This is a genomic window from Prevotella falsenii DSM 22864 = JCM 15124, from assembly GCF_000613945.1.
GTDB lineage: Bacteria > Bacteroidota > Bacteroidia > Bacteroidales > Bacteroidaceae > Prevotella > Prevotella falsenii.
This window is the reverse complement of sequence record NZ_BAJY01000010.1, coordinates 1-25606: the sequence shown is the minus strand read 5'-3', so window position 1 is coordinate 25606 and position 25606 is coordinate 1. Positions and strand designations below refer to the sequence as shown.

Sequence of the window (25606 nt, the reverse complement as noted above, 5' to 3'; positions counted from 1 at the left end):
AAATTCCCCTTGACAGATTAGCCTAATAAGCGTAATTTTGTGCAAAATTACAAAAAAAATGTTGGCAAACGACGTATCAAAACGAAAATTGTTGTATCTTTGTTCTGCTAAAGGCGGACAACACTCACATAGCTGATGCAGGATAAACATTAACAAGCGGGTTCGCCGACACGTAACATATATAAGGTAAAAAGTTTAAAATTATATACATTATGAAGAATTTAAAGACTATCGTAGCGGGACTTTGTGTAGCTACTCTCGTATCAAGTTGTGCAACAAATCAGGGAACTTACAGTGCCGGAGGTGCCGGCGCAGGTGCTGTGCTCGGCGGTATCGTGGGCAACATTATCGGTAAGAACACGAAAGGCACCATGATTGGTGCGGCAGTAGGTGCGGCGGTAGGTGCCGGCACAGGTGCGATTATCGGTCGCCACATGGACAAAGTGAAAGAGCAAACTGCTGCTCAGGTGGACAATGCCAAGGTGGAGACAGTGAAAGATGCCAACGGTTTCGACTGTGTAAAGGTTACATTCGATTCGGGTATCCTCTTTGCAACCAACAGTTCAACCCTCAACGCAGCTGCAAAGAAAGACCTTACGAACTTTGCCGGCGTATTGAAACAGAACAGCGATTGCGACGTTGCCATTCAAGGATATACCGATGCATCGGGCAACGACAACATAAACATTCCGCTATCGGAGAAGCGTGCCAAGTCGGTATCTACCTACTTGCGCGGTCAGGGTGTATCTTCAAGCCAAATTCGCACCGTCGAAGGTCTTGGCAGCTCTAACCCAATAGAGAACAAACGTGTAAGTCAGGCGAACCGCCGTGTAGAAGTTTACATGTACGCATCGAGCAAAATGATTGAAAAAGCCAATAATGGCAGATTGTGATAAATATTTTTAAAGACTGACAAACATCTACAAACGAGGCGCACTCCATTCGTGGGGTGCGCCTTTTTTATGGGTATTCGCAGAGGGGGTTCTAGTATTCCTAGAGGTTCTAGAGGTTCTAGTATAGAGCCTAAAAGCAACCTTTCCTTTGCAAAGATTATTCCCAAGAGGTGTGCAGGTAAAACAGGCAGCTCTCCGCATGAAACTTCTGCCACGCCGTTTTTTTGTTTACATCAGCATCGGAACAACGAAGCGTGCCAAGCAATAGCCGCCAACGATGAGCCAACAGAAAATAATGGCAGCAAGCAGGAAGGGCTTGAAACCTGCTTTCTTGAACTTGTCGATGCTCGTTTCAGCACCGAGTGCCGTCATAGCCATCGTAAGCAGGAAGGTGTCTAAGGTAGTAATGCCTTTCACAACTTCTTCGGGCAGCAGGTTGAAACTGTTGAAACATATAACGAGCAAGAACATAATGGCAAACCAAGGCACCTGTATCTTGTTCTTCTGCCCCTCTGCACCCTCACGTCTTGCAACGTCTTTCGCCACAAAAAAGGCGATGACGAGCAGCACGGGCACAAGCATCATTACACGAATCATCTTCACAATAATGGCGTTGTCGCTGATAGCAGCCCCCATGGCATTGCCTGCTCCTACGACGTGGGCTACTTCGTGAATGGTGGAACCTGCAAAAATGCCCATCTGTTGAGCGGGCAAATCGAACACGCCGGCACGATAAAGAACCGGATAAAGGAACATTGAGAGCGTGCCGAAGATAACCACCGTTGCCACAGCCACAGCGGTTTTGTAGGGTTTCGGACGTATTGCACCGTCCACACCCATTACCGCAGCAGCACCGCAAATGGCACTGCCGCAAGCCGTAAGCAAGGCTATACTGCGGTCCATCTTCAACAGTTTGCCCACGAAAAGACCAAGCAGAATGGTAACGGTTACAACAATGGCATCGATAATAATGGCAGGCAGCCCGACAGCAGTAATGTCTTGAAAGGTCAGTTTAAAGCCATAAAGGATAATACCGAAGCGAAGAATGCGCTTTGAACAGAACACAATGCCGGGCGTCCACGTTTCCGGCAGGTTGTTGCGCAGGCTGTTGGCATAGAGCATACCGAGGATAATGCCGACTATCATGGGCGAAAACGACAAGGCTTTGGCGAAACGCATGTCGCCCAAATAGAAAGCTGCGCACGCAAAGAGTGCCATCAGGAGAATTCCGTGAAGCATACTGCTCCGTTGTTCTGTAATTTTCATATTGTTGTTTCTTGTTTTAGGTTCTGTCAAATCGTTCTTTGTAAATCCGAAAATTCGGGTTTGCAAAGCATCATAACATTATTATTCAAATGCAAAGGTACGGAAAAAACAACAAGTCGGTTATATGAAATTGCAATAATTTAGTACATTTTACCGTGAAATAGGCAGGCTATCGTGAAACAAGTCTGTGTCTTATCCCCATTATTAGGTATTTTCGCGAACTTTTCAAAGGGCGGTTTTTCCTTCCAACGATTTCTTTGTACTTTTGCAGAAAAGGAACAAGAGTATGAAGTTATCAGAGCTGAAGACGGGCGAAACAGGTATTATCGTGAAGGTTTCGGGACACGGCGGCTTCAGAAAACGAATTATAGAGATGGGCTTTATCAACGGCAAAGAGGTGAAAGTACTGCTCAATGCGCCGTTGCAAGACCCTGTGAAATATCGCATTATGGGCTACGAAGTGAGCCTGCGGCACAGCGAAGCCGACCTGATAGAGGTGATGGCGGTAGACGCTGCACCCCACACAACGACAGAAAACACACAATACAATCCTGCCATAGAGGTAGACCAAGCCGACCCTTACGAACCGGTGCTGACGCCAAACGAAGCAGTGGCAGCAGCCAACCGACAGCGACGCACCATAAACGTGGCATTGGTGGGCAACCCCAACTGCGGAAAGACTTCGCTGTTCAACTTCGCTTCGGGCGCACACGAGCGGGTTGGAAACTACTCCGGCGTTACCGTCGATGCCAAATATGGCTATACCGACTTGTTGGGCTACCACTTTGAACTGGTAGACCTGCCCGGAACGTACAGCCTTTCGGCATATAGTCCCGAAGAACTCTACGTGCGCAAGCAAATCGTAGAGAAGACACCCGACATCGTTATCAACGTAATAGATGCTTCAAACCTTGAGCGAAACCTTTACCTGACGACGCAACTCATTGACATGCACGTACCTATGGTGTGTGCATTAAATATGTACGACGAGATAGAAAACCGTGGCGACCACATCGACTACAAGCTATTGAGTACCCTTTTCGGTGTTCCGATGGTGCCTACGGTGTTCAAATCGGGCAGAGGCGTGGAGGATTTGTTCCGCACAGTGATACAAAACTACGAAGGAAAAGAGGGTGAAACACCGTCGTACCGCCACATTCACATCAACCACGGACACGAATTGGAAAACGGTATCGCTGAAATTCAGGAACATCTGAAGCGTGAACCCGACATCAGACAGAAGTATTCTACCCGCTATTTGGCTATAAAACTACTTGAAAACGACTCGGAAACCGAGAAGCTCGTGGCGACCTTCCCCGATGCAAAGGAGATTATCGCACACCGAAACGAAACTGCAAAGCGCGTAAAAGAAGAGACCGGGAAAGACAGCGAGACTGCTATCATGGACGCAAAGTACGGTTTCATACACGGAGCATTGCAGGAAGCCAAGTACACGAAGGGCAAAGGCAAAGACGCTTACAGCATAACGCACAGCGTAGACAACGTTCTGACGCACAAGTATTTGGGTTTTCCGCTCTTTTTCCTCTTCCTTTTCATCATGTTTACGGCTACTTTCACGCTCGGACAATATCCGATGGACTGGATAGACGCAGGTGTGGCGTGGCTATCGGACGTTGTAAACGGTCTTTTACCTGACGGACCGGTGAAAGCAATGATAGTAGACGGTGCCATTGCAGGCGTTGGCGCAGTCATTGTCTTCCTCCCGCAAATCCTGATACTTTATTTTTTCATTTCCTACATGGAGGATTGCGGCTACATGGCACGCGCCGCCTTCATCATGGACCGTCTCATGCACAAGATGGGGCTGCACGGCAAATCGTTCATTCCGCTCATTATGGGTTTCGGTTGCAACGTTCCCGCAATCATGGCAACAAGAACCATCGAGAGCAGACGCAGCCGACTGGTTACGATGCTGGTGCTTCCGATGATGAGTTGTTCGGCACGACTACCTATTTATATAATGATGACAGGCTCGTTCTTCGCTGCTCAATACCGCTCGGCGGTGATGATGTCGCTCTATCTCATCGGTATTGCGATGGCAGTACTGTTGGCACGCCTCTTCTCAAAAACCATCGTGAAGGGCGAAGACACACCTTTCGTAATGGAATTGCCCCCCTATCGCTTCCCGACATGGAAGGCAATCGGTCGCCATACATGGGAGAAAGGCAAGCAATACTTGAAGAAGATGGGTGGAATTATTCTCGTTGCATCTATCATCGTGTGGGCATTGGGCTACTTTCCCCTACCCGACGCCCCCGATATGGGCAAACAGGCACAGCAGGAACAAAGCTATATCGGCAGAATAGGTAAAGCGGTAGAACCCGTTTTCCGCCCGATGGGTTTCGATTGGCGGTTAGACGTGGGCTTGTTGGCAGGGGTTGGAGCAAAGGAAATCGTAGCTTCGACGATGGGAGTGCTTTATGCCGACAACGATTCGTTCGGCGACGACAACGAATACAACGACGAAGGCGGCAAGTACGAGTTGTTGAGACACCAAATGACTTCCGACATTGCCAAGCGAAACAACATGACTTACGACGACGCACAGCCCTTGGCAACCCTCACCGCTTTCTGTTTCTTGCTCTTTGTGTTGCTCTATTTCCCGTGCGTAGCCACGATAGCAGCCATAAAAGGCGAAACCGGCAGCTGGAAATGGGGCATCTTTGCCGCCGTCTACACCACGGCTCTGGCATGGATAGTCAGCGCGATTGTCTTCCAAATAGGCATATTGTTCTTGTAGAACAGCGTACGTTGTGCCTATAAACGGGGTGTATTGTTCTTGTAAAATAAGGTAAAAAACGTAAATTCCGCTACGCATATAGCGCAGAAAACTTGATATTTGCATATCTTTGCACACTCAAATCAGCAATTAAAAGAGTATGAAAAGATACATTGTAGGGGCAGTCTGCACACTCGTGACAGCAACCGCAACCGCACAGGAATACCACGGGGAAATGGAACGGCTATACCCCGAAAAGGCTAAAACGGCGCAGCCTGCCAAGCAAACAACCGCCAAGACAACCGCCGAAGCACCCACGACGCTGCTTCCGGAGTTGCAACAATTGGCTACCGAACTGCTGAAAGAGCGCAAAGGCAGCGTGGTAGCCATTCGTCCGAGCACCGGCGAGATTATCTGCATGGCGACAAACTCGCCCGAAGGTGCCAACAACGACCTTGCCATAGCCACCGCTTACGCCCCCGGCTCTACGTTTAAAACGGCACAAGCCTTAGCCCTTCTGACGGAAGGAACCATTACAGCCACCACAAAGCAGGCTTGCTTCACGGCTTTCCGCGAAGGCAACATCAGGATTGGTTGCCACAAACACGCTTCCCCGCTGATGCTCCGAGCTGCCCTTGCCAACTCGTGCAACACTTATTTCCTAAAGTCTTTCCGTGCCATGATTGGCGATAAAGCCAAGTATGCCACCTATGCTGCCGCCATCGACAAGTGGCACAGCTACATCGTAAGCATGGGCTTCGGCGGTCCGCTCGGCGTGGATATACCGGGCGAAAAGGGCGGTTTGGTGGCAAACTCGGCATATCTGGCGCGTCGATACCAAGGCGGATGGAACCCCCTCACCATTATTTGGGCAGGAATGGGACAGGGCGACATCACCGCAACGCCGCTACAGCTCTGCAACCTTGCGGCACTGATAGCCAACCGCGGCTATTTCTACACACCGCACATTCACGCCAACACGGTAGAAAACCCACTTCCGAAACGCTTTCTCGAACCGCGCCAAGCTCTTATCGCACCCGAAGCCTACACACCCGTGATAGAAGGCATGCACAACGCCGTGATGTGGGGCACCGCACGCGACATAAACACAAAGGAATACAGCATTTGCGGAAAGACGGGAACGGTGGAAAACGACGGCAAAGACCATTCTGCCTTCATCGCCTTTGCCCCTATGTACAAACCGCAGATAGCCATTGCGGTGTTCATAGAGAACGCCGGCTTCGGCGCAGACGTAGCCGCGCCCATTGCTGCAAAGGTGATACGGAAGGCGTTAAAGAAGTAGATTGCGCGGTAATTCCCGAACACCGACAAATTATTTACATGTAAATAAATATTTTTTTACACGTAAATAATAATTTCTTTACACGTAAATAAATATTTCTTTACGTGTAAAGAAATTGGCGGAGAAAGAAAATAGCAAAAGCAAAACCCAACTTTAACGTTCTGCCGACGCTGTTTCGGCAGTATTTTTTTGTATTTCTGACAAAACATTTTTATTTTTGCAAACAATAAAACAAAAACAAATGAAGACCGGATTGGTATTGGAAGGAGGCGCAATGCGTGGACTGTTCAGCGCAGGCGTCATCGATGTATTGATGGAAAACGGCATACGGTTCGACGGCGCAGTGGGTGTTTCGGCAGGCGCAGCCTTCGGTTGCAACTACAAATCGCAACAGATAGGGCGCGTCATTCGCTACAACAAACGCTTTGCAAACAACCGGCGGTATGCTTCGATGTGGTCGCTCATCACCACGGGCGACTACTTTGGTGCCGAATATGCCTACCATTACCTTCCCACCGAATTAGATATTGTAGACTTCGATACCTTCCGCAACAACCCAATGGAGTTTTGGGCAGTGGCAACAAACGTGGGTTCGGGCAAGGCGGTGTACAGGCAGCTGAAGGTGTTGGACTACGAAGAGCTTGAGTTTGTGCGTGCTTCGGCTTCCATGCCCTTGGCTTCAAGAGTGGTACGCCTTAACGGACAGCGGCTGTTAGATGGCGGCGTGGCTGACTCTATCCCCTTGGCTTTCTTCCAACGGCAGGGCTATGGGCGCAATGTGGTGGTGCTCACCCAACCCATGGGCTATGAAAAGCAACCCAACAAGCTGATGCCTTTGTTGCGTTTGCAGCTTCGCCGCTATCCCAAGATGCTGAAAGCATTGGCAGAACGGCACATTATGTATAACAAACAGTTGGAATTTGTGCGGCAGGAGGAGCTGAAAGGCAACGCTTTTGTTATCCGACCGAAAGCAAAACTCACCATCGGACACACATCGCACGACGCCGAAGAGATGCAAACCATCTACGAATTGGGACGCGAAGTGGCAACGGAAGAGTTGCAGAAGATGAAGCAGTTTTTGGGAAAATAGCAGAAACAAGCAACAAAAAGCAGTTGAACAATTAAGAAATAAAACCATCGGAAACACAACAGAGAATACATCTTTTTGGAAAACTTCGCAAGTAAAGTTTTCCAAAAAGTTTTCCAAAAAGAAAAACAAACATCGCTTTTGCCTTGTTGTTACTCTTCCGTTTTTTCTAAATAAGATAATAATATTATCTTTAAAGAAAAATTTTAGTTCTCTGATTTACAATATATTAAATCATAAAACAAACAATCCGCGCTAAAAAGACAGATATTTTTTGCTGCAAAAAGTAGTTGTTATTCGTTTTCTTTTTTATATCTTTGCAGAGGATAAAGTTTACCAAAACACATATTCCGATATTCAAAAACAAGAACATAGTAAAGATACTATTAACATAAAAAAGTAATAAGGATATACTAAAAAGAAAAAATGAAGAATTTCACCATCACTAAACGCGACGGTTCCAAGGACCGTTTCTCGCTCGACAAAATCATGAATGCCATCATAAAGGCATTCGACAGCGTAGGCGAACCCACCGACCTCGGCACAGTTTCTAAAGTTCTCTCGAACATTAAAATCCACGATGACATAAAGGTGGAGGACATTCAGAACCAAGTAGAAGAAGCATTGATGAAGGAAGGACACTACCACGTGGCTAAAAGTTTCATTGTTTATCGGCACCAGCACAGCGAAGACAGAGAGGTATTGGAGAAGATGCGCTTCCTGACAGACTATTGCCATGCCCAGAATGCAGCCACCGGCTCGAAGTTCGACGCCAACGCCAACGTGGAAAACAAAAACATTGCCACCCTCATAGGCGAACTTCCAAAGCAGGGTTTCATTCGTCTGAACCGCCGATTGCTTACCGACCGCATCAAGAAAATGTATGGCAAAGAACTTTCCGACGAATATATACACTTGCTGACACACCACTTTATATATAAGAACGACGAGACCAACCTTGCCAACTATTGCGCTTCTATCACAATGTACCCATGGCTTATCGGCGGCACATCGTCGATAGGAGGAAACTCTACCGCACCTACCAACTTAAAAGCTTCTGCGGAGGCTTCATCAACATGGTGTTCATGGTATCCAGTATGTTGGCAGGCGCATGCGCAACACCGGAGTTTCTTATGTACATGAACTACTTTATACAGCAGGAATACGGCAAAGACTATTGGCAAAACCCCGACAAAGTGGTGGATTTAAGCCTGAAACAGCGCACCATCGACAAAATTATCACCGACTTTTTCGAGCAGATTGTCTACTCTCTCAACCAACCGACAGGCGCACGAAACTATCAGGCTGTGTTCTGGAACATATCTTACTACGACAAATTCTATTTTGAATCGCTCTTCGGAAACTTCTATTTCCCGGACGGTTCGCAGCCCGATTGGGAAGGCGTATCGTGGTTGCAGAAACGCTTTATGAAGTGGTTTAACCAAGAACGCACCAAGGCTGTGCTCACTTTCCCGGTAGAAACGATGGCTCTGCTCTCTGAAAACGGAGAATGCCGGGATACGGAATGGGCTGACTTTGCTGCACAGATGTATGCCGACGGACACAGTTTCTTTACGTATATGAGCGACAATGCCGACTCGTTGAGTTCGTGCTGCCGTCTTCGCAACGAAATTCAAGACAACGGTTTCTCGTACACGCTCGGCGCAGGAGGTGTATCTACAGGCTCGAAGAGTGTGCTCACCATCAACTTGAACCGCTGCATACAATACGCTGTAAACAAGAACATTGACTACAAAGAATACTTATCGCACGTCATCGACCTATGCCACAAAGTGCAATTGGCGTACAACGAGAACCTGAAAGACCTTCTGCACCACCACATGTTGCCACTCTTCGATGCCGGTTACATCAACATCGACCGTCAATACCTCACCATCGGTATCAACGGACTGGTGGAATCAGCCGAGTTTATGGGCTTGGACATTACGCCGAACAACGAGTATAAGGAGTTCGTGCAAGGAGTTTTAGGACTGATTGAAGCCTTTAACAAGCAATACCGAACCAAGGAAGCCATGTTCAACTGCGAGATGATACCTGCCGAAAACGTGGGTGTAAAGCACGCAAAGTGGGACAAAGCCGACGGATATTTCGTGCCGCGCGACTGCTACAACAGCTATTTCTATCGCGTAGAAGACACTTCGCTCACCATTCTCGACAAGTTCCGTCTGCACGGTGCGCCCTACATCGAACACCTTACGGGTGGTTCGGCACTGCACATGAACCTCGACGAACACCTTTCGCAACCACAATATCGACAGCTTATGCGCGTGGCTGCCGAAGAAGGGTGCAACTACTTCACGTTCAACATACCGAACACGATATGCAACGAGTGCGGACATATCGACAAACGCAACTTGAAAGAATGCCCGCATTGCCACTCTGAGAACGTCGATTACCTAACACGCGTCATCGGATACATGAAGCGTGTGAGCAACTTCTCGGCTGCCCGACAGGTAGAAGCAGGCAAACGCTACTATGCAACAAAAGAGAAATACACTGTATAACCCTCAGGCGTGAGGAACGTTGGAGATGCTTTGAATATCTTCAAGGATTTATATTTTCGTTGAGAGTGTGTGCATACTGCGCTTAAGCAGTGTGCACACCATTATTAATACCACTTTTTCCGATGCTTAAATTTGTAGACACCGACATTGTTTTCCAAGAGTTTCCCAACGAGGTAACGCTGGCAATCAACCTTTCAAATTGCCCTTGCCGCTGCCCGGGCTGCCACAGCACCTTTCTTTGGAAAGATGTTGGCAACCCTCTGACAACCGAAGCAATAGAGCAGATGCTGGCTGAAAACGGCGAGCGCATCACGTGCATAGGTTTCATGGGGGGCGATGCCGAACCCGAAGGCATCGACCGCTTGGCGGCATACATGCGGACGCACCATACCGAACTGAAAGTTGGGTGGTACACAGGGCGCACCACGCTGTCGCCTGCCATTCACCTGCCCCACTTCGACTACATCAAAATAGGTCCTTACATTCGTCATTTGGGCGGATTGGACAGCCGTCGCACCAACCAGCGCATGTATCGGATAACGAACGGAAAAGAAATGAACGACATTACAAACTTGTTTTGGAAGAAGTAAAAACCTGCCTTCAGCCACCCACATTGCTGCATTGGAAAGCAAAGAAAAAGCCAATGCAAAGTGGTCGCCATATACTCTAATGCTTAGAAAAACACTGCAAATATACATATATATAATTGATTAAACAACATAATGTGCGTTTTTGTGGCATTTCAATGTGCACTTTTGTGGTGTTTCAATGTGCGTTTTTGTGGCATTTCGATGTGCACTTTTGCGGTGATTTAATGTGCGTTTTTGTGATTTGCATACATCGTTTGCAAGATTGGCGAGCACCAATAGGCAATGCTTCATATCGGTATTTTCTTACTTAGAAATTAAGAATTAACCATAAAGTTGGAGCATTTTTATTAGAAAACTCGGACTAAAAGAAGGCAATAAAACCGTAAGGATTTATTCAAACGGCAACTTCCGTGTAACCATCTTTCTATCAACACATTGCAATACCTATTGTTTGGCGTTCCGAAAGCGTAGGTTTTGCACGGTAAAAGCGGCTGTTTTGCGATGCAAAACAGCCGCTTTCTCAATGCCAAAACGCTACTGACGTTTTTCTTCGGAATTGTTTTTACAAAGTTAAAGGGATTTTTACACACAACCATTTAGCTATCATAGGAGAGCCCGAATTATTGTGTTCCTCTTATCTTATCCATTTTTGGGCTATTCAAGCATAACATAATTAGTTTCATTCTCCCCAAAAACAAGATACAAGCAACAATGCGGTATAAGATAGTATCTGAATTATTCTTCGATAAGTTCTGTGTAAAGCCTGTGTAACCTTTTTCTTATGGCTTTAACAGCATAATGCTTACGCGAAAGAAAAGTATTGAGGGTGCTCCCCATTTTCTCGGCAGCCTCCTTGCTACTGAGTCCTTCCATCTCTGTGAGAACAAACGCAGTACGCTGTTCATCGGGGAGTTCTAAAAGGGCATTATCGAGTTCAGCCCAGACAAGCGAACGGAGATAGGCTATGTCGGGAATATTGTCGCTATCGGCTGACAGAAGGTCGGAGAAATCGCTCAACACGTTATCGTTATCATCGTAAGTTGTTTCGGGTAAGGAAACCTCACGTTTCTTTTTCCCTTTGTTTATAATAAGGTTGCGCGCTACGGAGAAGAGCCACGAAGAAACCTGCTCGATGGGTGTCTCAACCATCTCTACAGTCTTAACCAACCGAAAGAACGTGTCTTGAACAATGTCGTTAGCATCATCACGATTGCTCACACGGCTCCTGACAAAGCGACGGAGTCGTGGCTCGTTCTCTTCGATGAGTGCATTGAGTTTTTTACTACTGTCGCTCATTATCGTCATCGTTGCCGTTCTCGTCTTCTGTCTTCTTTATTGCTCCATCTATTCCACCGGAGAACGTGCGTTTATGGCGGCTCATGAACCAACGGCGTTCTTCTTCGCTCATGTTCTTCCAACGCTCGCGGATAGGATTGTTTCTCGTTCTGCCATCAAAGCCCTCGTTCGTATCGGACTCATGTTCGCCGTGCCTGAATCTGTCGTAGCGTGCATAGCGGTGGGCACCGAAACCTCCGAAAAGCAGCTTACAGAGCAGGAGTAAACCCAATGATTGCCAAAATGTAATTATCGGTAAGCCGAAAAGGACAGGCAGAAGCCAGTTCCAAAGAAGCATTACACATAGAGCGAACAAGGCTGTAACAGCCAATATTGATACCGGGATAAATAAAAAATACTTTCTCATGTTCTTTTTGTTTATGGTGCAGCACCGACGTTTTCGTGCCGATAATTGCAAAGGTAAGCATAATACACGAATTATGATGCTGCACCGTTTTATATTCTGTTTCTAATTTATCTGTCATAATTATAGTAGAAGCCATCGCCGGAGGTATATTTGTTTTTTGTTTCCAACTTCTGTTTTGTACTGACAACGCAGATTATCGGCAACCCCTTGCATGCCATTGCAGTTGATGTAAACATCATATTGCCGTTTTTGTTTTGCTTCTATAAGTAAGACAATCTTGATGAAAATATATTTTAAGGCATAGTAATAATTTAACTTTTATTTAAAAACGATTCCGCTCATCTACGCCTGCTCCCTTGCCTTTATACTTATTCTGGCGTGCGTGGAGACGGTAGCTGACGGTCAGTTTAACGTTTCGACTGTCGGTTTTCGTCATGCGCTGCAGGTAGTTGATGTCCATTCCTTCGCGACGGGTATGGAACAGGTCGTTGATTTCGAGCAAAACGTTCCATCGTTCGTTGGCAAATCCACGCGTTGCGCTTACGTTCACAAATCCGTTTGAGCGGCGGTAGATGTTCTTGGTGTTGCCTTTGGTAGCAAATTCTCCATCTATGCGCAGCGTTATGTCGGCAGGAAGCGAGAAACTGTTACTCCATTGCAGGTCGAAAACTGTTCCATTCTTATTTATCTGCCCCATATCGGGCGTAAGACGGAGCCATTGTGTAGTGCCGACCACCGTCAGTTCGGGTTTCCACCAACCAATGGTGGGAGCGTAAGTGAGTCTCAATGACAGCTCGTTACGGCTTCTGAAGTTGGAAAACTTGTTAAGCGTTATCTCTGCGTTGTCTGCCTTCTGACCGACGGTTAGGAATATATCGTCCTTATAATGGTTCAGGTCTATACCTCCGCTCAGGTCTTTCCACGAAGCATTCATGCCAATGGTATGAATGAAAGTTGGCTGCAATTCGGGCGTTCCCTCCATATAAACGTACCGATTGCCGTAGTTCACGGCACTGCTTAGCATCTGATAGCGAGGGCGAACGGTACGCACCCGATAACTGACAGCCACGTGAGCGTTGCCAATAAGCGTATTGACAGACAAGCATGGGAACAGATTGTGATACAGTCGCGATAGGTTCGTGCGTTTTGTTACAAAGGAATAGAAGTTGTAATCCACGTGCTCATAGCGCACGCCCATGCCGATTGTGGTTGCATTCAATCGCAAGTTGTAGTCGGCAAACCACGCCATGTTGCGTTCTTTTATCTTGTCGTCAGAGGGTTCTATCACACCTTCGTAGCCGCTTGAAGCCGACCGACGGAGCGTATTCGTGTACTCCATGCCTGCGGAAAACATTCCTTTCCAAACAGGATAGGCAGCCGACAGTCGCACGGCGTGCATAATATTGCGGTCTCTGCTGTTGGCTGACAGGTTTTCAGGCAGGGCAATAAGACTGGTTTCGGCAACGGTTTCTCTACTGCTGCTGCGTCCGAAGAGAAAATCGTAGTTCATATCCAACTCCATCTTACCCACCTTTCCGATATAATAAAGATTGGTGTGATGTGTAGGATAGGTACGGCTGCGGGTGTCGTCGTGCGTAACAAGACGGTCGTGGGGCAGGTTGTCCTGTGTCAGGTCGGTGGTATTCAGACTTCGTACCACGGTGTAAGGGGCGGCTGTCATTTCATACATCACGCCCATGGAATGTTTCTTGGATAATTGCCATGCTACACCGGTTTGAGCGGAGTAAGTCTGTGCGACATGACGGTCTAAAGACAGTGCATTCTGATGCCGGTTCCTACCTGCCACCCGTGTATCTATCAGGGTTGTGCCGTCCTCGGTTGAGCGGCTGTCGGAATAGCGTACGTTGCCAAATATTTCCACTTTGCCGTGTTGCCAGTCGAGCCCCAACTGCTGTTCGTTGCTTGTTCTGCCACTGTATTGTAGTGCTGTCGATGCGTTGATGCCAATGCCGTTTTCTTTCTTTCGAAGCGTATTGACACGAACGACAACACCCATCGAAGCATCGTATTTTGCTCCCGGTTGCGTAAGCAGTTCGATATTCTTCAGCTCGCTTGCTTTCAGTCGGGTCAGTTCTGCGAGGTCGTAGACTTTCCTATTGTCAATATAGATGACCGGTGCCCCTTTACCCACTACCTCAAACGTGCCGTTGAGCTTCTTCTTGAGTGTCGGGATAAGTGCCAGTACATCTGTTGCCGTCCCCACTTTACGCAGGTCGGTGGCTGCAATGTTGTAAGCTGTGCCTCCTTCCACGTGCTTTCCTTTCGGTAGGCGCGCCTTTACAACAACTTCTTCCAACTCCATTGTCTTGAAAATACTGTCGGGTAGACTGTCTTGCCGTATGGCGGTTTGGGCGTAACCGCCGATGGTTATCATTGCGGTTGCGCATATTGTCGCTATCTTTTTCATTATTTTTATCTGTTTTCTTTAATTATATTATTCGATTTTCGTTCTGTTTTAAGAATTTACGGTATTAGGAATACTTCCCTGACAGAGCAGGTAGACCAGTCCGCAGAGTGCCATAACCGATATACACGTCATTGCTATGGTTGCGGGCAGACAAGCCCCAAGCAGTCGGGCGGCAATTCGCGTGGTGAATATAACGGCAAGTGCGCCTGCCAGCCAGCTCCCGTTTTTGCCTGTATCGTGCAAGCGTTGTACGGTGAGTGGTATCGTTGCGGTAAACACCAAGATGCTAATAGGTGGGAAAAAAGCGGTTAATAGGATAATGCCCCATAGCCCTGCCATCGACCACCAGTAGTCGGAACGAGGGCAACAACCCTTCATATTGAACTTATTACGCCATACGCGCAGAAGTCCTTCCTTGAGGCAGTGCATATAAAAACTAAATCTTTTCATTTCTTTTTCTTTAAAATTCAACATATTCTATTGGTAAGACAAATGAGAAAAAGAAATATTTTAAAGGAAGTATATTTTGTCTACCGATTTACTTCGACAGCAAATCAATTCACTTGCAGCTATGTAAGTGCAAGAACACATACCAATATCAATGTTCGCTTCAACAGTTGTCCATCTGTCAAAGCTTTTTCAATAGAGGAATAATCGTATAACTTTATTATTCTATAAACAGAAAAAAGTTTTCTTATTTTACAGGCGGAAAGCAGACGAAAACACTATAAATATTTTTCAGAAGCGTATCTATTACATAATCACCTCGCTATCAGCGCATTGCAAAACCTATTGTTTGGCGTCCCGAAAACGTAGGTTTTGCACGGTAAAAGCGGCTGTTTTGCGATGCAAAAACGATACTGACGTTTTTCTTCGGAATTGTTTTTAGAAAACAAGAAAAGCGAAACGCCGTATGCAGCGTTTCGCTTTTTTGTTTCCTTTGCGATGAACCGACCGTCCGAAACGTGAGAAATCGGAACATCGGCATCGCACTTTCGTCGCATCGGACGATTAGTAGTTCTCGGCTTTTACTTGGAAGAAACTCTGTGGGTGTGCACAAACCGGACACACTTCGGGGGCTTGTTTGCCTACAACAATGTGCCCGCACTGGCGACATTGCCAAATAGCCGAACCGTCTTTAGCAAACACAGCCTTGTCTTCGATGTTCTTCAACAGTTTGCGATAACGCTCCTCGTGCTTCTTCTCGATAGCTCCAACGGTGCGGAACTTAACTGCCAATTCGGGGAAACCCTCTTCCATAGCATCCTTAGCCATAGCATCGTACATATCGGTCCACTCGTAGTTTTCGCCGTCAGCAGCATCTTTAAGGTTCTGCTCCGTACCCGGAATGCCGGCATCGTGCAAGAACTTGAACCACAACTTGGCGTGCATGCGCTCGTTGATGGCGGTTTCTTCAAAGAGAGCCGCAATCTGCTCGTAGCCGTCCTTGCGTGCCTGACCGGCATAATAGTCGTACTTCATGCGTGCCTGACTTTCTCCGGCAAACGCTGCCATAAGGTTGGCTTCGGTCTTTGTACCCTTCAGGGCTGCACCGTTAAACTCTTTGAACTTGTCAGCCTTTACGTGGCAAACGGGGCATTCGGCGGGTGCTTCCGTTCCTTCGTGCATGTAGCCACAAACGGTGCAAATAAATGTCTTCTTCATAATGTTTTTGTTTTTATATTAAATGTATCTTTGTTCGCGAGCAACCGGGTCGTTCCTTAATACCATTATTACTTTTTTAAAACGGAACAGACGCAGTTTTTCTTCTTTTTCGCCCTTATTTCATAATCCTTTTACCTTGTTGGAATAAATCCAATGTATCTTGTTCGTGTTGCAAAAGTACGAAATATATATTGCAACAAGTAACAATTTGCAACTATTTTTCGCCAAACTGCTATGTTTAGACAGTGGCTAAATAAAGTACACAGCACACAAAAGGCACAGTATCAGAACCTCCCCCGCACTTTGCACAGACATAAAATAGCTTGAAAAATCTTCGTTTATGTCCGATAAAAATGCTACCTTTGTAGGAGAAATTTAATACTCTATAAACGTAAAAACATTATCGTTAGGTGCTAATGGTTAGTAGTTGATATGGAAGAAAAGAATAAAATAATCATCTATACAGACGAAAGTGGCTCGACAAAGTTAGACGTAAGGCTTGAAGATGAAACCTTATGGCTTACGCAAGCACAGCTATGCAGCTTATATCAAACGAGCAAATCGAATGTAAGTGAACACATAAAGCATATATTTGAAGAGGAGGAACTGCAGGAAAACTCAGTTGTTCGGAAATTCCGAACAGCTGCTGCGGACGGTAAGATGTACCTGACCACCTTCTATAACCTTGATATGATTATTGCTTTGGGGTATCGTGTGCGCAGCATCATAGCTACTCGCTTTCGCCAATGGGCAACACAACGCCTGAAAGAATACATCACCAAAGGATTTACAATCGACGACGACAGACTGAAAAAGCTTGGCGGAGGCAGCTATTGGAAAGAGCTTTTAGACCGTATTCGCGATATTCGGGCAACCGAAAAGGTACTCTATCGGCAGGTATTGGAAATTTACGCAACCAGTATCGACTACGACCCACGTGCTTCCGTATCGCAAATATTCTTCCAAAAGGTGCAGAATAAAATACATTATGCTATTCATGGGCATACCGCAGCCGAGCTGATAGTAGAGCGTGCCGACGCCGAAAAGGACTTTATGGGGTTGCTTACCTTTAAAGGAAACCAACCAACGCTGCTTGAAGCACGTACAGCCAAAAACTATCTGAACAACAAAGAGCTTCGGGCAATGGGACAATTAGTGTCCGGATATTTGGATTTTGCCGAGCGACAGGCTGAGCGCGAGCAGCCCATGACGATGGAAGACTGGGCAAACTACTTAGACAGAATACTCACAATGTCGGGCGAACAGCTTCTGAAAGATGCCGGAAAGGTGTCGCACACCGAAGCAATGGAGCACGCAACAAACGAATATCGCAAGTATAAGCAGCGTACTGTCAGCGATGTGGAGCAAGATTACCTCAACTCTATCAAACGATTGGGGAATATAAAATAGTTGGTAGCCATTCGTATGTAAAGCTGTTTTTCTGCTATATCCAACGAAAACGGGAACATTTGCCACAGCAAACAAAGCATAGGGGACGAAACTTTACGCTTTGTCTCCTATGTTTATATAAACCTATAAAAGTATAAATATTCTTCAAAAGCATATCTATTGCGTAACCCATTAGCTACCGGCGCATTGCAAAACCTATTGTTTGGCGTTGCGAAAGCGTAGGTTTTGCACGGTGAAAGCGGCTGTTTTGTATCGCAAAACCTACGCTTTTGCAACGCCAAATCGAAATTATCGTTTTTCATCAGAATTACCTTTACAAAAACAAAGCAATTTCCTTGCCGAACCAACATAAAACTACGAACAGGCGATAAAGACCAACTAAAGCTATGATTTAGTTAAAAAAAATATACATAAATTTGGAATTGTCAGATTTAATCTCTACTTTTGCAATCTAAGGCATATATAACATATTTCTAATTTAACGCTAAACGATTATGAGAAGAATAATACTTTTGTTGTTGCCATTTGTGTTTGCCTGTTCTCAAAAAGTATGTGGACAAGCCTATTTCCTCGATGCGAGAGTGAGCAAGTACGGAGAATTGGAGCAAGTCTTGGGCGATAAGTGGAACAAGACAGATTCGCTGATTGTGCACGGACCTATCAATGAAACCGACTTTAAGACGATGGTGCGTTGTGCAAGATACGGCATCTTGCGCATCATCAACCTGCAATATGCGCAAGTAGAGAACCATAAGATACCCTATTGTGGCTTCGCCGACAGAGAATTGGCATCGGCCGGCTACTACTTGGATATTGACCGAGTTATCCTTCCCGATGATATTACAGAGTTTGGCGACTTTGCTTTCGCTAACCTGACACTGCGCAAGGTCAATATTCCTTCATCTTTGAAGAAGCTGGGAGAAGGTTGTTTCTATTTAGACAAGTGGCTTGACATCAATCCGATTGTGTTTCCTGAAGGCGTAACCGAAATACCCTCCCATTGTTTCCTTTATGCTTCCAAAGTAAAGGCGGTGGTTTTGCCCTCTACAATCAAAACCATTTCAAACGCAGCGTTTAACAATACGTATATATCGGAACTGATTTTACCCGAAGGACTCGACAGTATCGGCATCATGGGCTTAGGCAGTTCGTCGTTCAAAGAACTTATTCTGCCTAATTCGGTAAAGAGATTGGGTAAAAATGCATTATACGACAACCACAAGTTAAAGCGGGTTGTGCTGCCCAAAGGGCTTACCGAGATTCCCGAAGGCTTATGCTGTATGTGCAGAGAACTGGAAGATGTCGAAATCCCTGCAAACGTAAGAACCGTTAAAAGAGAGACTTTCAGACACTGCGAGAAACTGAAAATAGCCCTTCCGTACGGATTAGAACGTATAGAAGCACTTGCCTTTGAGGATTGTCTGGCAGATTCCATCGTGCTGCCCTCTACCGTAAAGTATCTCGAAGGTGCTCCGTTCAGACACATTCAAGGCTTGAAGAAAATCTATGCCCTCGCCGAAACGCCCCCTGTGTGTACGATAGACCCACAGAAATTTACTCAGGATATAAATCCTTTCGCCGGTTCTGCTCCGAAAGGCATACCTATTTATGTTCCAATCGGGTCGGCAGAGAAGTATCGGAAAGCTGCCGGCTGGGACTATTTCACCAATTTCATTGAAACAAGCAAACTCCCTGCAGGGATAGAAACCCCTCAAATGGGCAGCAACGAGCCATATAAGGTGTACGGAAAAGACGGCAAATTGGTCATCGAACTGCCGGTAAGGCTCGCTTCTCCCGTTCGTTACTCTGTTTGCAGCATAGCGGGCGCAACGATAGCGCAAGGTTATCTCACAGCTTCGCACACCCTGCAAATACCCGAAAGCGGTATTTACGTCGTCCGTATCGGCAATGCTGTGTACAAGATATTGCTATAAAGCATAACAACAGCAGTTACACGGACTGCCCATTCAAGTTATAACAGACCGCATCGGTGCTGTTTGAACGAAGAGAAAACATAGCAAGAAGAGCCTTCCCAAATGTGCTCGAAGACGCTGCAAGGCTGTTTGAGCGGAACGGAAACATAGCAAAAAAGGCATAGGGGACGAAACTTTGCGTTTCGTCTCCTATATTTTTATAAGCCCATAAAAGTATAAATATTATTCAAAAGCATATCTCTCGCTTAACCATCTCGCTATCAGCGCATTGCAAAACCTATTGTTTGGCTAAGCGAAAGCGTAGGTTTTGCACGGTAAAAGCGGCTGTTTTGCATCGCAAAACCTACGCTTTCGCAATGCCAAAACGCAATTATTGCTGTTTAACGGAATAATTTTTACAAGGTCAAGGGGATTTGCTGAGAGCACAAAAAAGGTCGGCAAGCGATAGCGGTGCATCGGTTGCCAACCTTCTGTCATATAGACAGGTTGCTCTGTTCTTACGGAACGAGGACTCTGTTTTCGAGGGGTTGATATTCTTTTTCTCCCGGTTCTGCCCCCGGAATACCGAATGGCATTTGGGCAATGAGTTTCCAATCGGCAGGAATGTTGAATGTTTCTGCCACCTTTTCGTCGATAATCGGATTGTAATGCTGCACGCTTACGCCGAAGCCGGCGTCTTCGAGCATTGTCCAAATGGCAAACTGGTGCATGGCATTGGTATGCTCCGACCATACGGGAAAGTTCTGTTTATAGAGTGGGAATTGCTCTTGGAGTGCCTTAACGGGTGCTTGGTCTTCGTAGAAAAGCAGTGTGCCGTAGCCGTTTTGAAAGCTCGTTTCAATTTTTTCCTTGGTGTTTTCAAAGGCTTCGGCGGGCATCATGTCCTTTAAAATTTCTTTCGTGATGTCCCAAACCTTCTTGTGCTTGTCGTGCAGCAACACAACAACACGTGTAGACTGGCTGTTGAAAGCCGACGGCACGTGCTTAACGGCTTGCTTTACTATTTCTACGATTTCGTTATCGCTGATGGGTGATTTGTCTTCCAATACATAATACGAACGGCGGTGCGCCATTGCTTCCTGAAAATTCTTTGTCATAATCTTTTTATTTTTGTGTTTATATAAGCCCGTCTTTACCTATGGGCGTAGGTTTGCTTATGCAACCCGACAGCAAATATAGGTAAATTTTCTTGAAATAACGAACTTTTGAGCATTATTTTGTGCTTTTTTTACGTTTCGTCGTGCTATCGCCAATATGCTGACAGATACAATCGTTTGAACAGAATTTATAGGAAAGAGGGAGGAAAAATAACGAATTTCGGAACTTTTTTAGTATCTTTGTCGGCAAGAAACAAAGATAAGGAGAAAACAATGGAGAAACTAACAGTAAACAACTACGAAGAGTTGGCAAGTTATTTGGGCAAGAAACTCGGCGAAAGCGAATGGGTTGAAGTCAATCAGGAGCGCATCAACCTTTTTGCCGATGCTACTTTAGACCATCAGTGGATACACGTAGACACGGAGCGTGCTGCGAAAGAAAGTGCTTACAAAACCACGATTGCACACGGCTACCTTACACTTTCGTTGCTGCCACACATGTGGAACCAGATTATGGAAGTACATAATCTGAAGATGATGGTGAACTATGGTATGGACAAAATGCGCTTCGGCCGCCCTGTTCTCGTAGGTTCGCGCATTCGTTTGGTGGCTTCGCTCGACAGCATCGATAACTTGCGCGGCATCTGCAAGGCGGGTATCAAGTTCCAAATAGAGATTGAAGGCGAGCGCAAACCTGCTTTGGAAGGTGTTGCTACCTTCTTGTATTACTTCGATTAACTGCTTTCTCGAGGAACGAGAAAAGAACGGAAAGAAGTTAATAAAATCGTAAATATTTTTCGCAAGCGTAGCTGTTGCGTAACTATCTCTACATCAGAGCATTATAAAACCTATTGTTTTGCATTCCAAAACCGTAGGTTTTGCACGGTAAAAGCGTAGGTTTTGCGTTGCAAAACCTACGCTTTCGCAATGCCAAAACGCAATTATCGTTTTTTAAGAGAATTATCTTTACAATATTAAACTGCAAAACGCTCACTGCTTCATCAGAAGATTTGCTTGAAAACATCTGCGAGATTGCTTGCTTAAACCTACTTTCCTTACATGGGAACTCACGTTTGAATGGGTTTAAACATTGCCGATTTGGCGGAACGAAAACTTTGATTTTCCGGCTGAACGACAGTCCGTTGCGACGATAAACAAAAAAACTTCGATAAGCCAAATACTTGGTTTATCGAAGTTTTTCCGTTGTATCAATATTTTAGTTTTGCAGGTTCGGTAGGGTTGTTCTGACGATAAAATCGGGTTTGTCCGCCATTTCAACTTTCCTAATCAGCAGATTTTACGCCTTTCCCTCCAATATCTGCTGTGCATGTTGCACGCGTTCGGGCGTGGGTTCGGGTATTCCTTTCAGGGTGTAGGGCATGTTGAGGTTTTCCCATTTATAGATGCCGAGCGTGTGGTAGGGCAACACTTCTATCTTCTCCACGTTCGTCAGCGAGGCTATAAACTCGCGCAAGCGCAGCAGATACTCGTCCTTATCGGTTATCGTGGGCACAAGAACGTGCCTAATCCAAATGGGTTTGCCTATTTCGGAGAGGTAGCGTGCGCAGTCGAGAATGTTCTCGTTGCCCCACCCCGTCAGCTTTTTATGCTCGTCGGAGTCGATGTGCTTAATGTCGAAAAGCAGCAGGTCGGTGTATTGCATCAGCTCTTCAAACTTCGCGAAGAACGCTCCGGTACGGCGGAAAGGCTGTGCCGATGTGTCGAGACAGGTGTGAATGCCCTGTGCTTTTGCCTTGCGGAAGAACTCGACGAGGAAGTCTATCTGCAACAACGCTTCTCCCCCACTCACCGTTATTCCTCCTTTTGTGCCCCAATAGCTTTTAAAGCGGACGGCTTTCGCCAAGAGTTCGTCGGCTGTCATCAGTTGGTCGGAATGCGTATCCCACGTGTCCGGATTGTGGCAATAGCGGCAACGCATGGTGCAACCTTTCAGGAAAACGATGAAACGAATGCCCGGACCGTCTACCGAACCGAACGATTCGATGGAGTGAACCCTTGCAAGTTTCTTGCCGTCGGCACGTTCGGTATTCTCCGTACTGTATTCTATTGTGGGTATTTGTTCTTCCATAATGTTCTTGCGATTGGCTATTTCGTGTGTATTATCAGTAAATCCTCACGCAAGCCATACTGTTTTCAATATAAAAAAAGTAAATCGGGCTAAGCCGAAAGCCATGATATTTCAGCCTAAATAAACTATCAGGCTAAGCCGAAACCCATGATATGTCAGTGTAAAAAAAGTAATTGGGCTAAACCTATCAGCCCAATTACTTCTTATATATATAATGTGTATCGTTTACATCTTGCCGTGAGCACGACGTGCGATAACATCTTCTTGCTGCTCGCGGGTGAGGTCGATGAACTTCACAGCGTAGCCGCTGACGCGGATAGTGAAGTTTGCGTACTCCTCTTTCTCCGGATGTTCCATTGCGTCGATGAGCTTTTCAACACCGAATACGTTTACATTCAAGTGGTGTGCACCACGGCTGAAGTATCCGTCCATCACGCCAACGAGCGTGTTTGTGCGCTCTTCGTCGTCCTTGCCCAATGTATCGGGAGCAATGGTCTGTGTGTTTGAAATGCCATCGAGTGCATATTCGTAAGGAAGTTTCGCTACCGAGTTCAACGAAGCCAACAGTCCGTTCTGCTCTGCACCGTAAGATGGGTTAGCACCCGGAGCCAATGGCGCACCCGAAGCGCGACCGTCAGGCATACAAGGTGTGTACTTACCGTAAACCACATTAGAAGTAATGGTCAAGATACTCGTTGTTGGTTCAGATTTACGGTAGGTGTGGTGCTTCCTAATCATTGTCATAAAGGTCTTTAGCAACCATACTGCAATTTCGTCGGCACGGTCGTCGTCGTTGCCATAGCGTGGGAATTCCCCTTCAGTCTCGAATTCGAGAGGGAACCCGGTCTCATCACGGATAATCTTAACCTTAGCATACTTGATGGCAGAGATAGAGTCTACCACGTGGCTGAAGCCTGCAATACCTGTTGCGAACGTACGGCGCACGTCGGTATCGATAAGCGCAAGCTCGGCTGCTTCGTAGAAATACTTGTCGTGCATGTAGTGAATGAGGTTCAAAGTATTCACATAAATACCCGTGAGCCACTCCATCATATCCATGAACTTAGGCATAAACTCTTCGTAAGTTACCACGTCGCCTTCTATTGGGCGCAGTGCGGGACCGCATTGTTCGCGTGTTTTATGGTCTACACCGCCGCTAATGGCGTATGTCAAGCACTTTGCGAGGTTCGCACGTGCACCGAAGAACTGCATTTCCTTACCTGTCTGTGTTGCAGAAACGCAGCAGCAGATAGAGTAATCGTCGCCCCAGATAGGACGCATCACCTCGTCGTTCTCGTATTGGATAGAGCTTGTCTTGACCGAAATCTTAGCAGCGTACTTCTTAAAGCCTTCAGGAAGCGTAGGAGAATAGAGCACTGTGAGGTTTGGTTCGGGCGATGGACCCATGTTTTCCAATGTGTGAAGGAAACGGAAGTCGTTCTTTGTTACCATATGACGGCCGTCCATGCCAAGACCGGCTACTTCGAGGGTTGCCCAAACAGGGTCGCCGGAGAAGAGTTGGTTGTAAGAAGGAATGCGAGCGAACTTCACCATGCGGAACTTCATAACGATATGGTCGATAAGTTCCTGTGCTTCTGTCTCGGTCAATGTGCCTTCTTGGAAGTCGCGGTTGATGTAAATATCGAGGAAAGTAGATATACGGCCTACCGACATAGCGGCTCCGTTCTGTGTCTTGATGGCTGAAAGGTAGCCGAAGTAGAGCCACTGAACAGCCTCGCGAGCATTGTTTGCAGGGTTTGAAATGTCGTAACCGTAAATCTTCGCCATTTCTTTCATCTCGTTCAATGCCTTGATTTGCATTGAGATTTCTTCGCGCAGACGGATTATTTCTTCTGTCATTTCACCGCAACCGCAGTTCATCAAGTCCTTTTTCTTCTCTGCAATGAGGAAGTCTACACCATAAAGAGCCACACGGCGATAGTCGCCTACGATACGACCGCGGCCGTATGTATCGGGAAGACCTGTAAGAATGTGGTTGTGGCGCACGATTTTCATTTCTTCCGTATATGCGTCGAACACACCATCGTTGTGGGTCTTGCAATATTTCGTGAAGATTTCGTGGAGCTTTTCAGAAGGTTCATAACCGTATGTGGTGCAAGCCTGCTCTGCCATCTTGATACCACCGTATGGCATAAAGGCACGCTTCAAAGGCTTGTCGGTCTGCAAACCCACCACCTTTTCAAGGTCTTTCATGCTTTCGTCGATATATCCTGCGCCGTAAGCTGTCATGCTTGACACTACTTCTGTTTCCATATCGAGAACGCCGCCTTTGGCACGCTCTTCCTTTTGGAGTTCTTTTAGCTTGCCCCAAAGCTTGTTGGTTGCCTCTGTTGGCTCTGCAAGAAATGCCGCATCGCCATCATAGCCGGTATAGTTTGCCTGAATAAACTCACGCATGTTTACTTCATCAAGCCACTTGGTGCCTGAGAAACCTCTCCATTCTTCTCTCATAACAGTATTATAATTTAGTGAATTTTGTAACCAAGCACCTCGAAAGGCACAAAGTCGTTTGATTAATTCTCGATTTTTCTGCTGCAAAGGTACTTTCTTTCCGTATTTATGACAATACTTACATATCGGTATTTTGCGTTGCACATGTTTTCCGAGATGTGCAAAAACGGGGTGTTTTCGTCCTTTGTGTACCTACTTTTAGGTATTAAGCCTATTTTCTTATCCTACAAAATGCTATCTTCACTTTGCAAAACGAACCCTTTCAAGCAATACACATGCCCATTTATAGGTATTATAACTTATTGTTTCTTTATTCGTTTTTTCTGCTTTATTGCAGAAGCAGCGGCTCTTTTGCAACGCCCCTGTTTCACGATAAAAATCTTATAGCGTTACTTAAAACGTTAA

17 protein-coding genes and 1 pseudogene are annotated in these 25606 nt (G+C 46.2%); 9 read left to right on the top strand and 9 right to left on the bottom strand.

All coding sequences use genetic code 11. From position 1 onward, the window contains the following. The first annotated feature begins 212 nt into the window (after nucleotides 1-212). The gene (locus JCM15124_RS05425) at nucleotides 213-893 is read left to right on the top strand and encodes a YiaD family glycine zipper/OmpA-like lipoprotein (RefSeq protein WP_024998613.1); all 681 of its coding nucleotides are present in this window, start codon (nucleotides 213-215) and stop codon (nucleotides 891-893) included. Nucleotides 894-1121: 228 nt separating this feature from the next. On the opposite strand, the gene JCM15124_RS05420 is transcribed toward JCM15124_RS05425, so the two are convergent. Next, on the bottom strand, nucleotides 1122-2159 hold the full coding sequence (locus tag JCM15124_RS05420; RefSeq protein ID WP_024998612.1) for a YeiH family protein: 1038 nt from the start codon (nucleotides 2157-2159) through the stop codon (nucleotides 1122-1124). A 286-nt stretch (nucleotides 2160-2445) separates the two neighbouring features. Here JCM15124_RS05420 and feoB point away from each other — a divergent pair, with 286 nt between their 5' ends. From feoB to nrdG, 5 genes and pseudogenes are all read left to right on the top strand, one after another. Then, nucleotides 2446-4920, top strand: a complete 2475-nt coding sequence (gene feoB / locus JCM15124_RS05415) for a ferrous iron transport protein B (protein WP_024998611.1) — start codon at nucleotides 2446-2448, stop codon at nucleotides 4918-4920. A gap of 139 nt (nucleotides 4921-5059) precedes the next feature. Further along, nucleotides 5060-6202: a penicillin-binding transpeptidase domain-containing protein gene (locus tag JCM15124_RS05410; protein ID WP_024998610.1), complete on the top strand. Its 1143-nt coding sequence runs from the start codon at nucleotides 5060-5062 to the stop codon at nucleotides 6200-6202. Nucleotides 6203-6443: 241 nt separating this feature from the next. Further along, nucleotides 6444-7292, top strand: coding sequence for a patatin-like phospholipase family protein (locus JCM15124_RS05405; protein ID WP_024998609.1), 849 nt, complete (start codon nucleotides 6444-6446; stop codon nucleotides 7290-7292). 423 nt (nucleotides 7293-7715) lie between these two features. Continuing rightward, nucleotides 7716-9814 (top strand): annotated as a pseudogene (gene nrdD, locus JCM15124_RS13385) (anaerobic ribonucleoside-triphosphate reductase). A 122-nt stretch (nucleotides 9815-9936) separates the two neighbouring features. Then, nucleotides 9937-10404 carry an anaerobic ribonucleoside-triphosphate reductase activating protein gene (nrdG, locus tag JCM15124_RS05395; RefSeq protein ID WP_024998608.1) on the top strand — a complete coding sequence of 156 codons (468 nt, stop codon included), beginning with the start codon at nucleotides 9937-9939 and terminating at the stop codon, nucleotides 10402-10404. 735 nt (nucleotides 10405-11139) lie between these two features. Here the strand turns inward: nrdG and JCM15124_RS05385 are convergent. The 5 genes from JCM15124_RS05385 to rbr form a co-directional block, all read right to left on the bottom strand. Next, the gene (locus JCM15124_RS05385) at nucleotides 11140-11700 is read right to left on the bottom strand and encodes an RNA polymerase sigma factor (protein WP_232220094.1); all 561 of its coding nucleotides are present in this window, start codon (nucleotides 11698-11700) and stop codon (nucleotides 11140-11142) included. After that, entirely contained in the window at nucleotides 11687-12106 is a 420-nt protein-coding gene (locus JCM15124_RS14545; protein ID WP_156930672.1) for a hypothetical protein, read from the bottom strand. The genes JCM15124_RS05385 and JCM15124_RS14545 overlap by 14 nt, the downstream gene beginning before the upstream one ends. Before the next feature lie 322 nt (nucleotides 12107-12428). Next, the gene (locus tag JCM15124_RS05370) at nucleotides 12429-14534 is read right to left on the bottom strand and encodes an outer membrane beta-barrel family protein (RefSeq protein ID WP_024998605.1); all 2106 of its coding nucleotides are present in this window, start codon (nucleotides 14532-14534) and stop codon (nucleotides 12429-12431) included. Between the two features lie 48 nt (nucleotides 14535-14582). Further along, entirely contained in the window at nucleotides 14583-14984 is a 402-nt protein-coding gene (locus JCM15124_RS05365; protein WP_198019123.1) for a DUF805 domain-containing protein, read from the bottom strand. Nucleotides 14985-15545: 561 nt separating this feature from the next. Beyond that, entirely contained in the window at nucleotides 15546-16199 is a 654-nt protein-coding gene (gene rbr / locus JCM15124_RS05360; protein WP_024998603.1) for a rubrerythrin, read from the bottom strand. Nucleotides 16200-16631: 432 nt separating this feature from the next. On the opposite strand from rbr, the gene JCM15124_RS05355 reads away from it, so the two are divergent. Beyond that, on the top strand, nucleotides 16632-17609 hold the full coding sequence (locus JCM15124_RS05355; RefSeq protein WP_024998602.1) for a virulence RhuM family protein: 978 nt from the start codon (nucleotides 16632-16634) through the stop codon (nucleotides 17607-17609). 494 nt (nucleotides 17610-18103) lie between these two features. After that, nucleotides 18104-19543 (top strand): leucine-rich repeat domain-containing protein, encoded by a 1440-nt coding sequence (locus JCM15124_RS05350; RefSeq protein WP_024998601.1) that lies wholly within the window; start codon nucleotides 18104-18106, stop codon nucleotides 19541-19543. Between the two features lie 497 nt (nucleotides 19544-20040). On the opposite strand, the gene JCM15124_RS05345 is transcribed toward JCM15124_RS05350, so the two are convergent. Beyond that, a complete protein-coding gene (locus tag JCM15124_RS05345) occupies nucleotides 20041-20640 on the bottom strand; it encodes a nitroreductase family protein (protein ID WP_024998600.1) in 600 nt (199 codons plus the stop codon). 273 nt (nucleotides 20641-20913) lie between these two features. Here JCM15124_RS05345 and JCM15124_RS05340 point away from each other — a divergent pair, with 273 nt between their 5' ends. Beyond that, a complete protein-coding gene (locus JCM15124_RS05340) occupies nucleotides 20914-21378 on the top strand; it encodes a MaoC family dehydratase (RefSeq protein WP_024998599.1) in 465 nt (154 codons plus the stop codon). A 559-nt stretch (nucleotides 21379-21937) separates the two neighbouring features. Here JCM15124_RS05340 and pflA read toward each other — a convergent pair. Together pflA and pflB are read right to left on the bottom strand one after the other, a co-directional pair. Beyond that, nucleotides 21938-22729, bottom strand: coding sequence for a pyruvate formate-lyase-activating protein (pflA, locus tag JCM15124_RS05335; RefSeq protein ID WP_024998598.1), 792 nt, complete (start codon nucleotides 22727-22729; stop codon nucleotides 21938-21940). Nucleotides 22730-22954: 225 nt separating this feature from the next. Beyond that, the gene (gene pflB, locus JCM15124_RS05330) at nucleotides 22955-25201 is read right to left on the bottom strand and encodes a formate C-acetyltransferase (RefSeq protein ID WP_024998597.1); all 2247 of its coding nucleotides are present in this window, start codon (nucleotides 25199-25201) and stop codon (nucleotides 22955-22957) included. Nucleotides 25202-25606: the final 405 nt, after the last annotated feature.

What these genes read in the sequence shown, in the direction of transcription:
- JCM15124_RS05405 (WP_024998609.1), top strand. Translation starts at nt 6,444, where the DNA reads ATGAAGACCGGATTGGTATTGGAAGGAGGCGCAATGCGTGGACTGTTC.
- nrdG (WP_024998608.1), top strand. Translation starts at nt 9,937, where the DNA reads ATGCTTAAATTTGTAGACACCGACATTGTTTTCCAAGAGTTTCCCAAC.
- pflA (WP_024998598.1), bottom strand. Translation starts at nt 22,729, where the DNA reads ATGGAAGAACAAATACCCACAATAGAATACAGTACGGAGAATACCGAA.
- JCM15124_RS05385 (WP_232220094.1), bottom strand. Translation starts at nt 11,700, where the DNA reads ATGAGCGACAGTAGTAAAAAACTCAATGCACTCATCGAAGAGAACGAG.
- JCM15124_RS05350 (WP_024998601.1), top strand. Translation starts at nt 18,104, where the DNA reads ATGAGAAGAATAATACTTTTGTTGTTGCCATTTGTGTTTGCCTGTTCT.
- pflB (WP_024998597.1), bottom strand. Translation starts at nt 25,201, where the DNA reads ATGAGAGAAGAATGGAGAGGTTTCTCAGGCACCAAGTGGCTTGATGAA.
- JCM15124_RS05425 (WP_024998613.1), top strand. Translation starts at nt 213, where the DNA reads ATGAAGAATTTAAAGACTATCGTAGCGGGACTTTGTGTAGCTACTCTC.
- JCM15124_RS05345 (WP_024998600.1), bottom strand. Translation starts at nt 20,640, where the DNA reads ATGACAAAGAATTTTCAGGAAGCAATGGCGCACCGCCGTTCGTATTAT.
- JCM15124_RS05340 (WP_024998599.1), top strand. Translation starts at nt 20,914, where the DNA reads ATGGAGAAACTAACAGTAAACAACTACGAAGAGTTGGCAAGTTATTTG.
- JCM15124_RS05365 (WP_198019123.1), bottom strand. Translation starts at nt 14,984, where the DNA reads ATGAAAAGATTTAGTTTTTATATGCACTGCCTCAAGGAAGGACTTCTG.
- JCM15124_RS05410 (WP_024998610.1), top strand. Translation starts at nt 5,060, where the DNA reads ATGAAAAGATACATTGTAGGGGCAGTCTGCACACTCGTGACAGCAACC.
- JCM15124_RS05420 (WP_024998612.1), bottom strand. Translation starts at nt 2,159, where the DNA reads ATGAAAATTACAGAACAACGGAGCAGTATGCTTCACGGAATTCTCCTG.
- JCM15124_RS14545 (WP_156930672.1), bottom strand. Translation starts at nt 12,106, where the DNA reads ATGAGAAAGTATTTTTTATTTATCCCGGTATCAATATTGGCTGTTACA.
- JCM15124_RS05370 (WP_024998605.1), bottom strand. Translation starts at nt 14,534, where the DNA reads ATGAAAAAGATAGCGACAATATGCGCAACCGCAATGATAACCATCGGC.
- JCM15124_RS05355 (WP_024998602.1), top strand. Translation starts at nt 16,632, where the DNA reads ATGGAAGAAAAGAATAAAATAATCATCTATACAGACGAAAGTGGCTCG.
- feoB (WP_024998611.1), top strand. Translation starts at nt 2,446, where the DNA reads ATGAAGTTATCAGAGCTGAAGACGGGCGAAACAGGTATTATCGTGAAG.
- rbr (WP_024998603.1), bottom strand. Translation starts at nt 16,199, where the DNA reads ATGAAGAAGACATTTATTTGCACCGTTTGTGGCTACATGCACGAAGGA.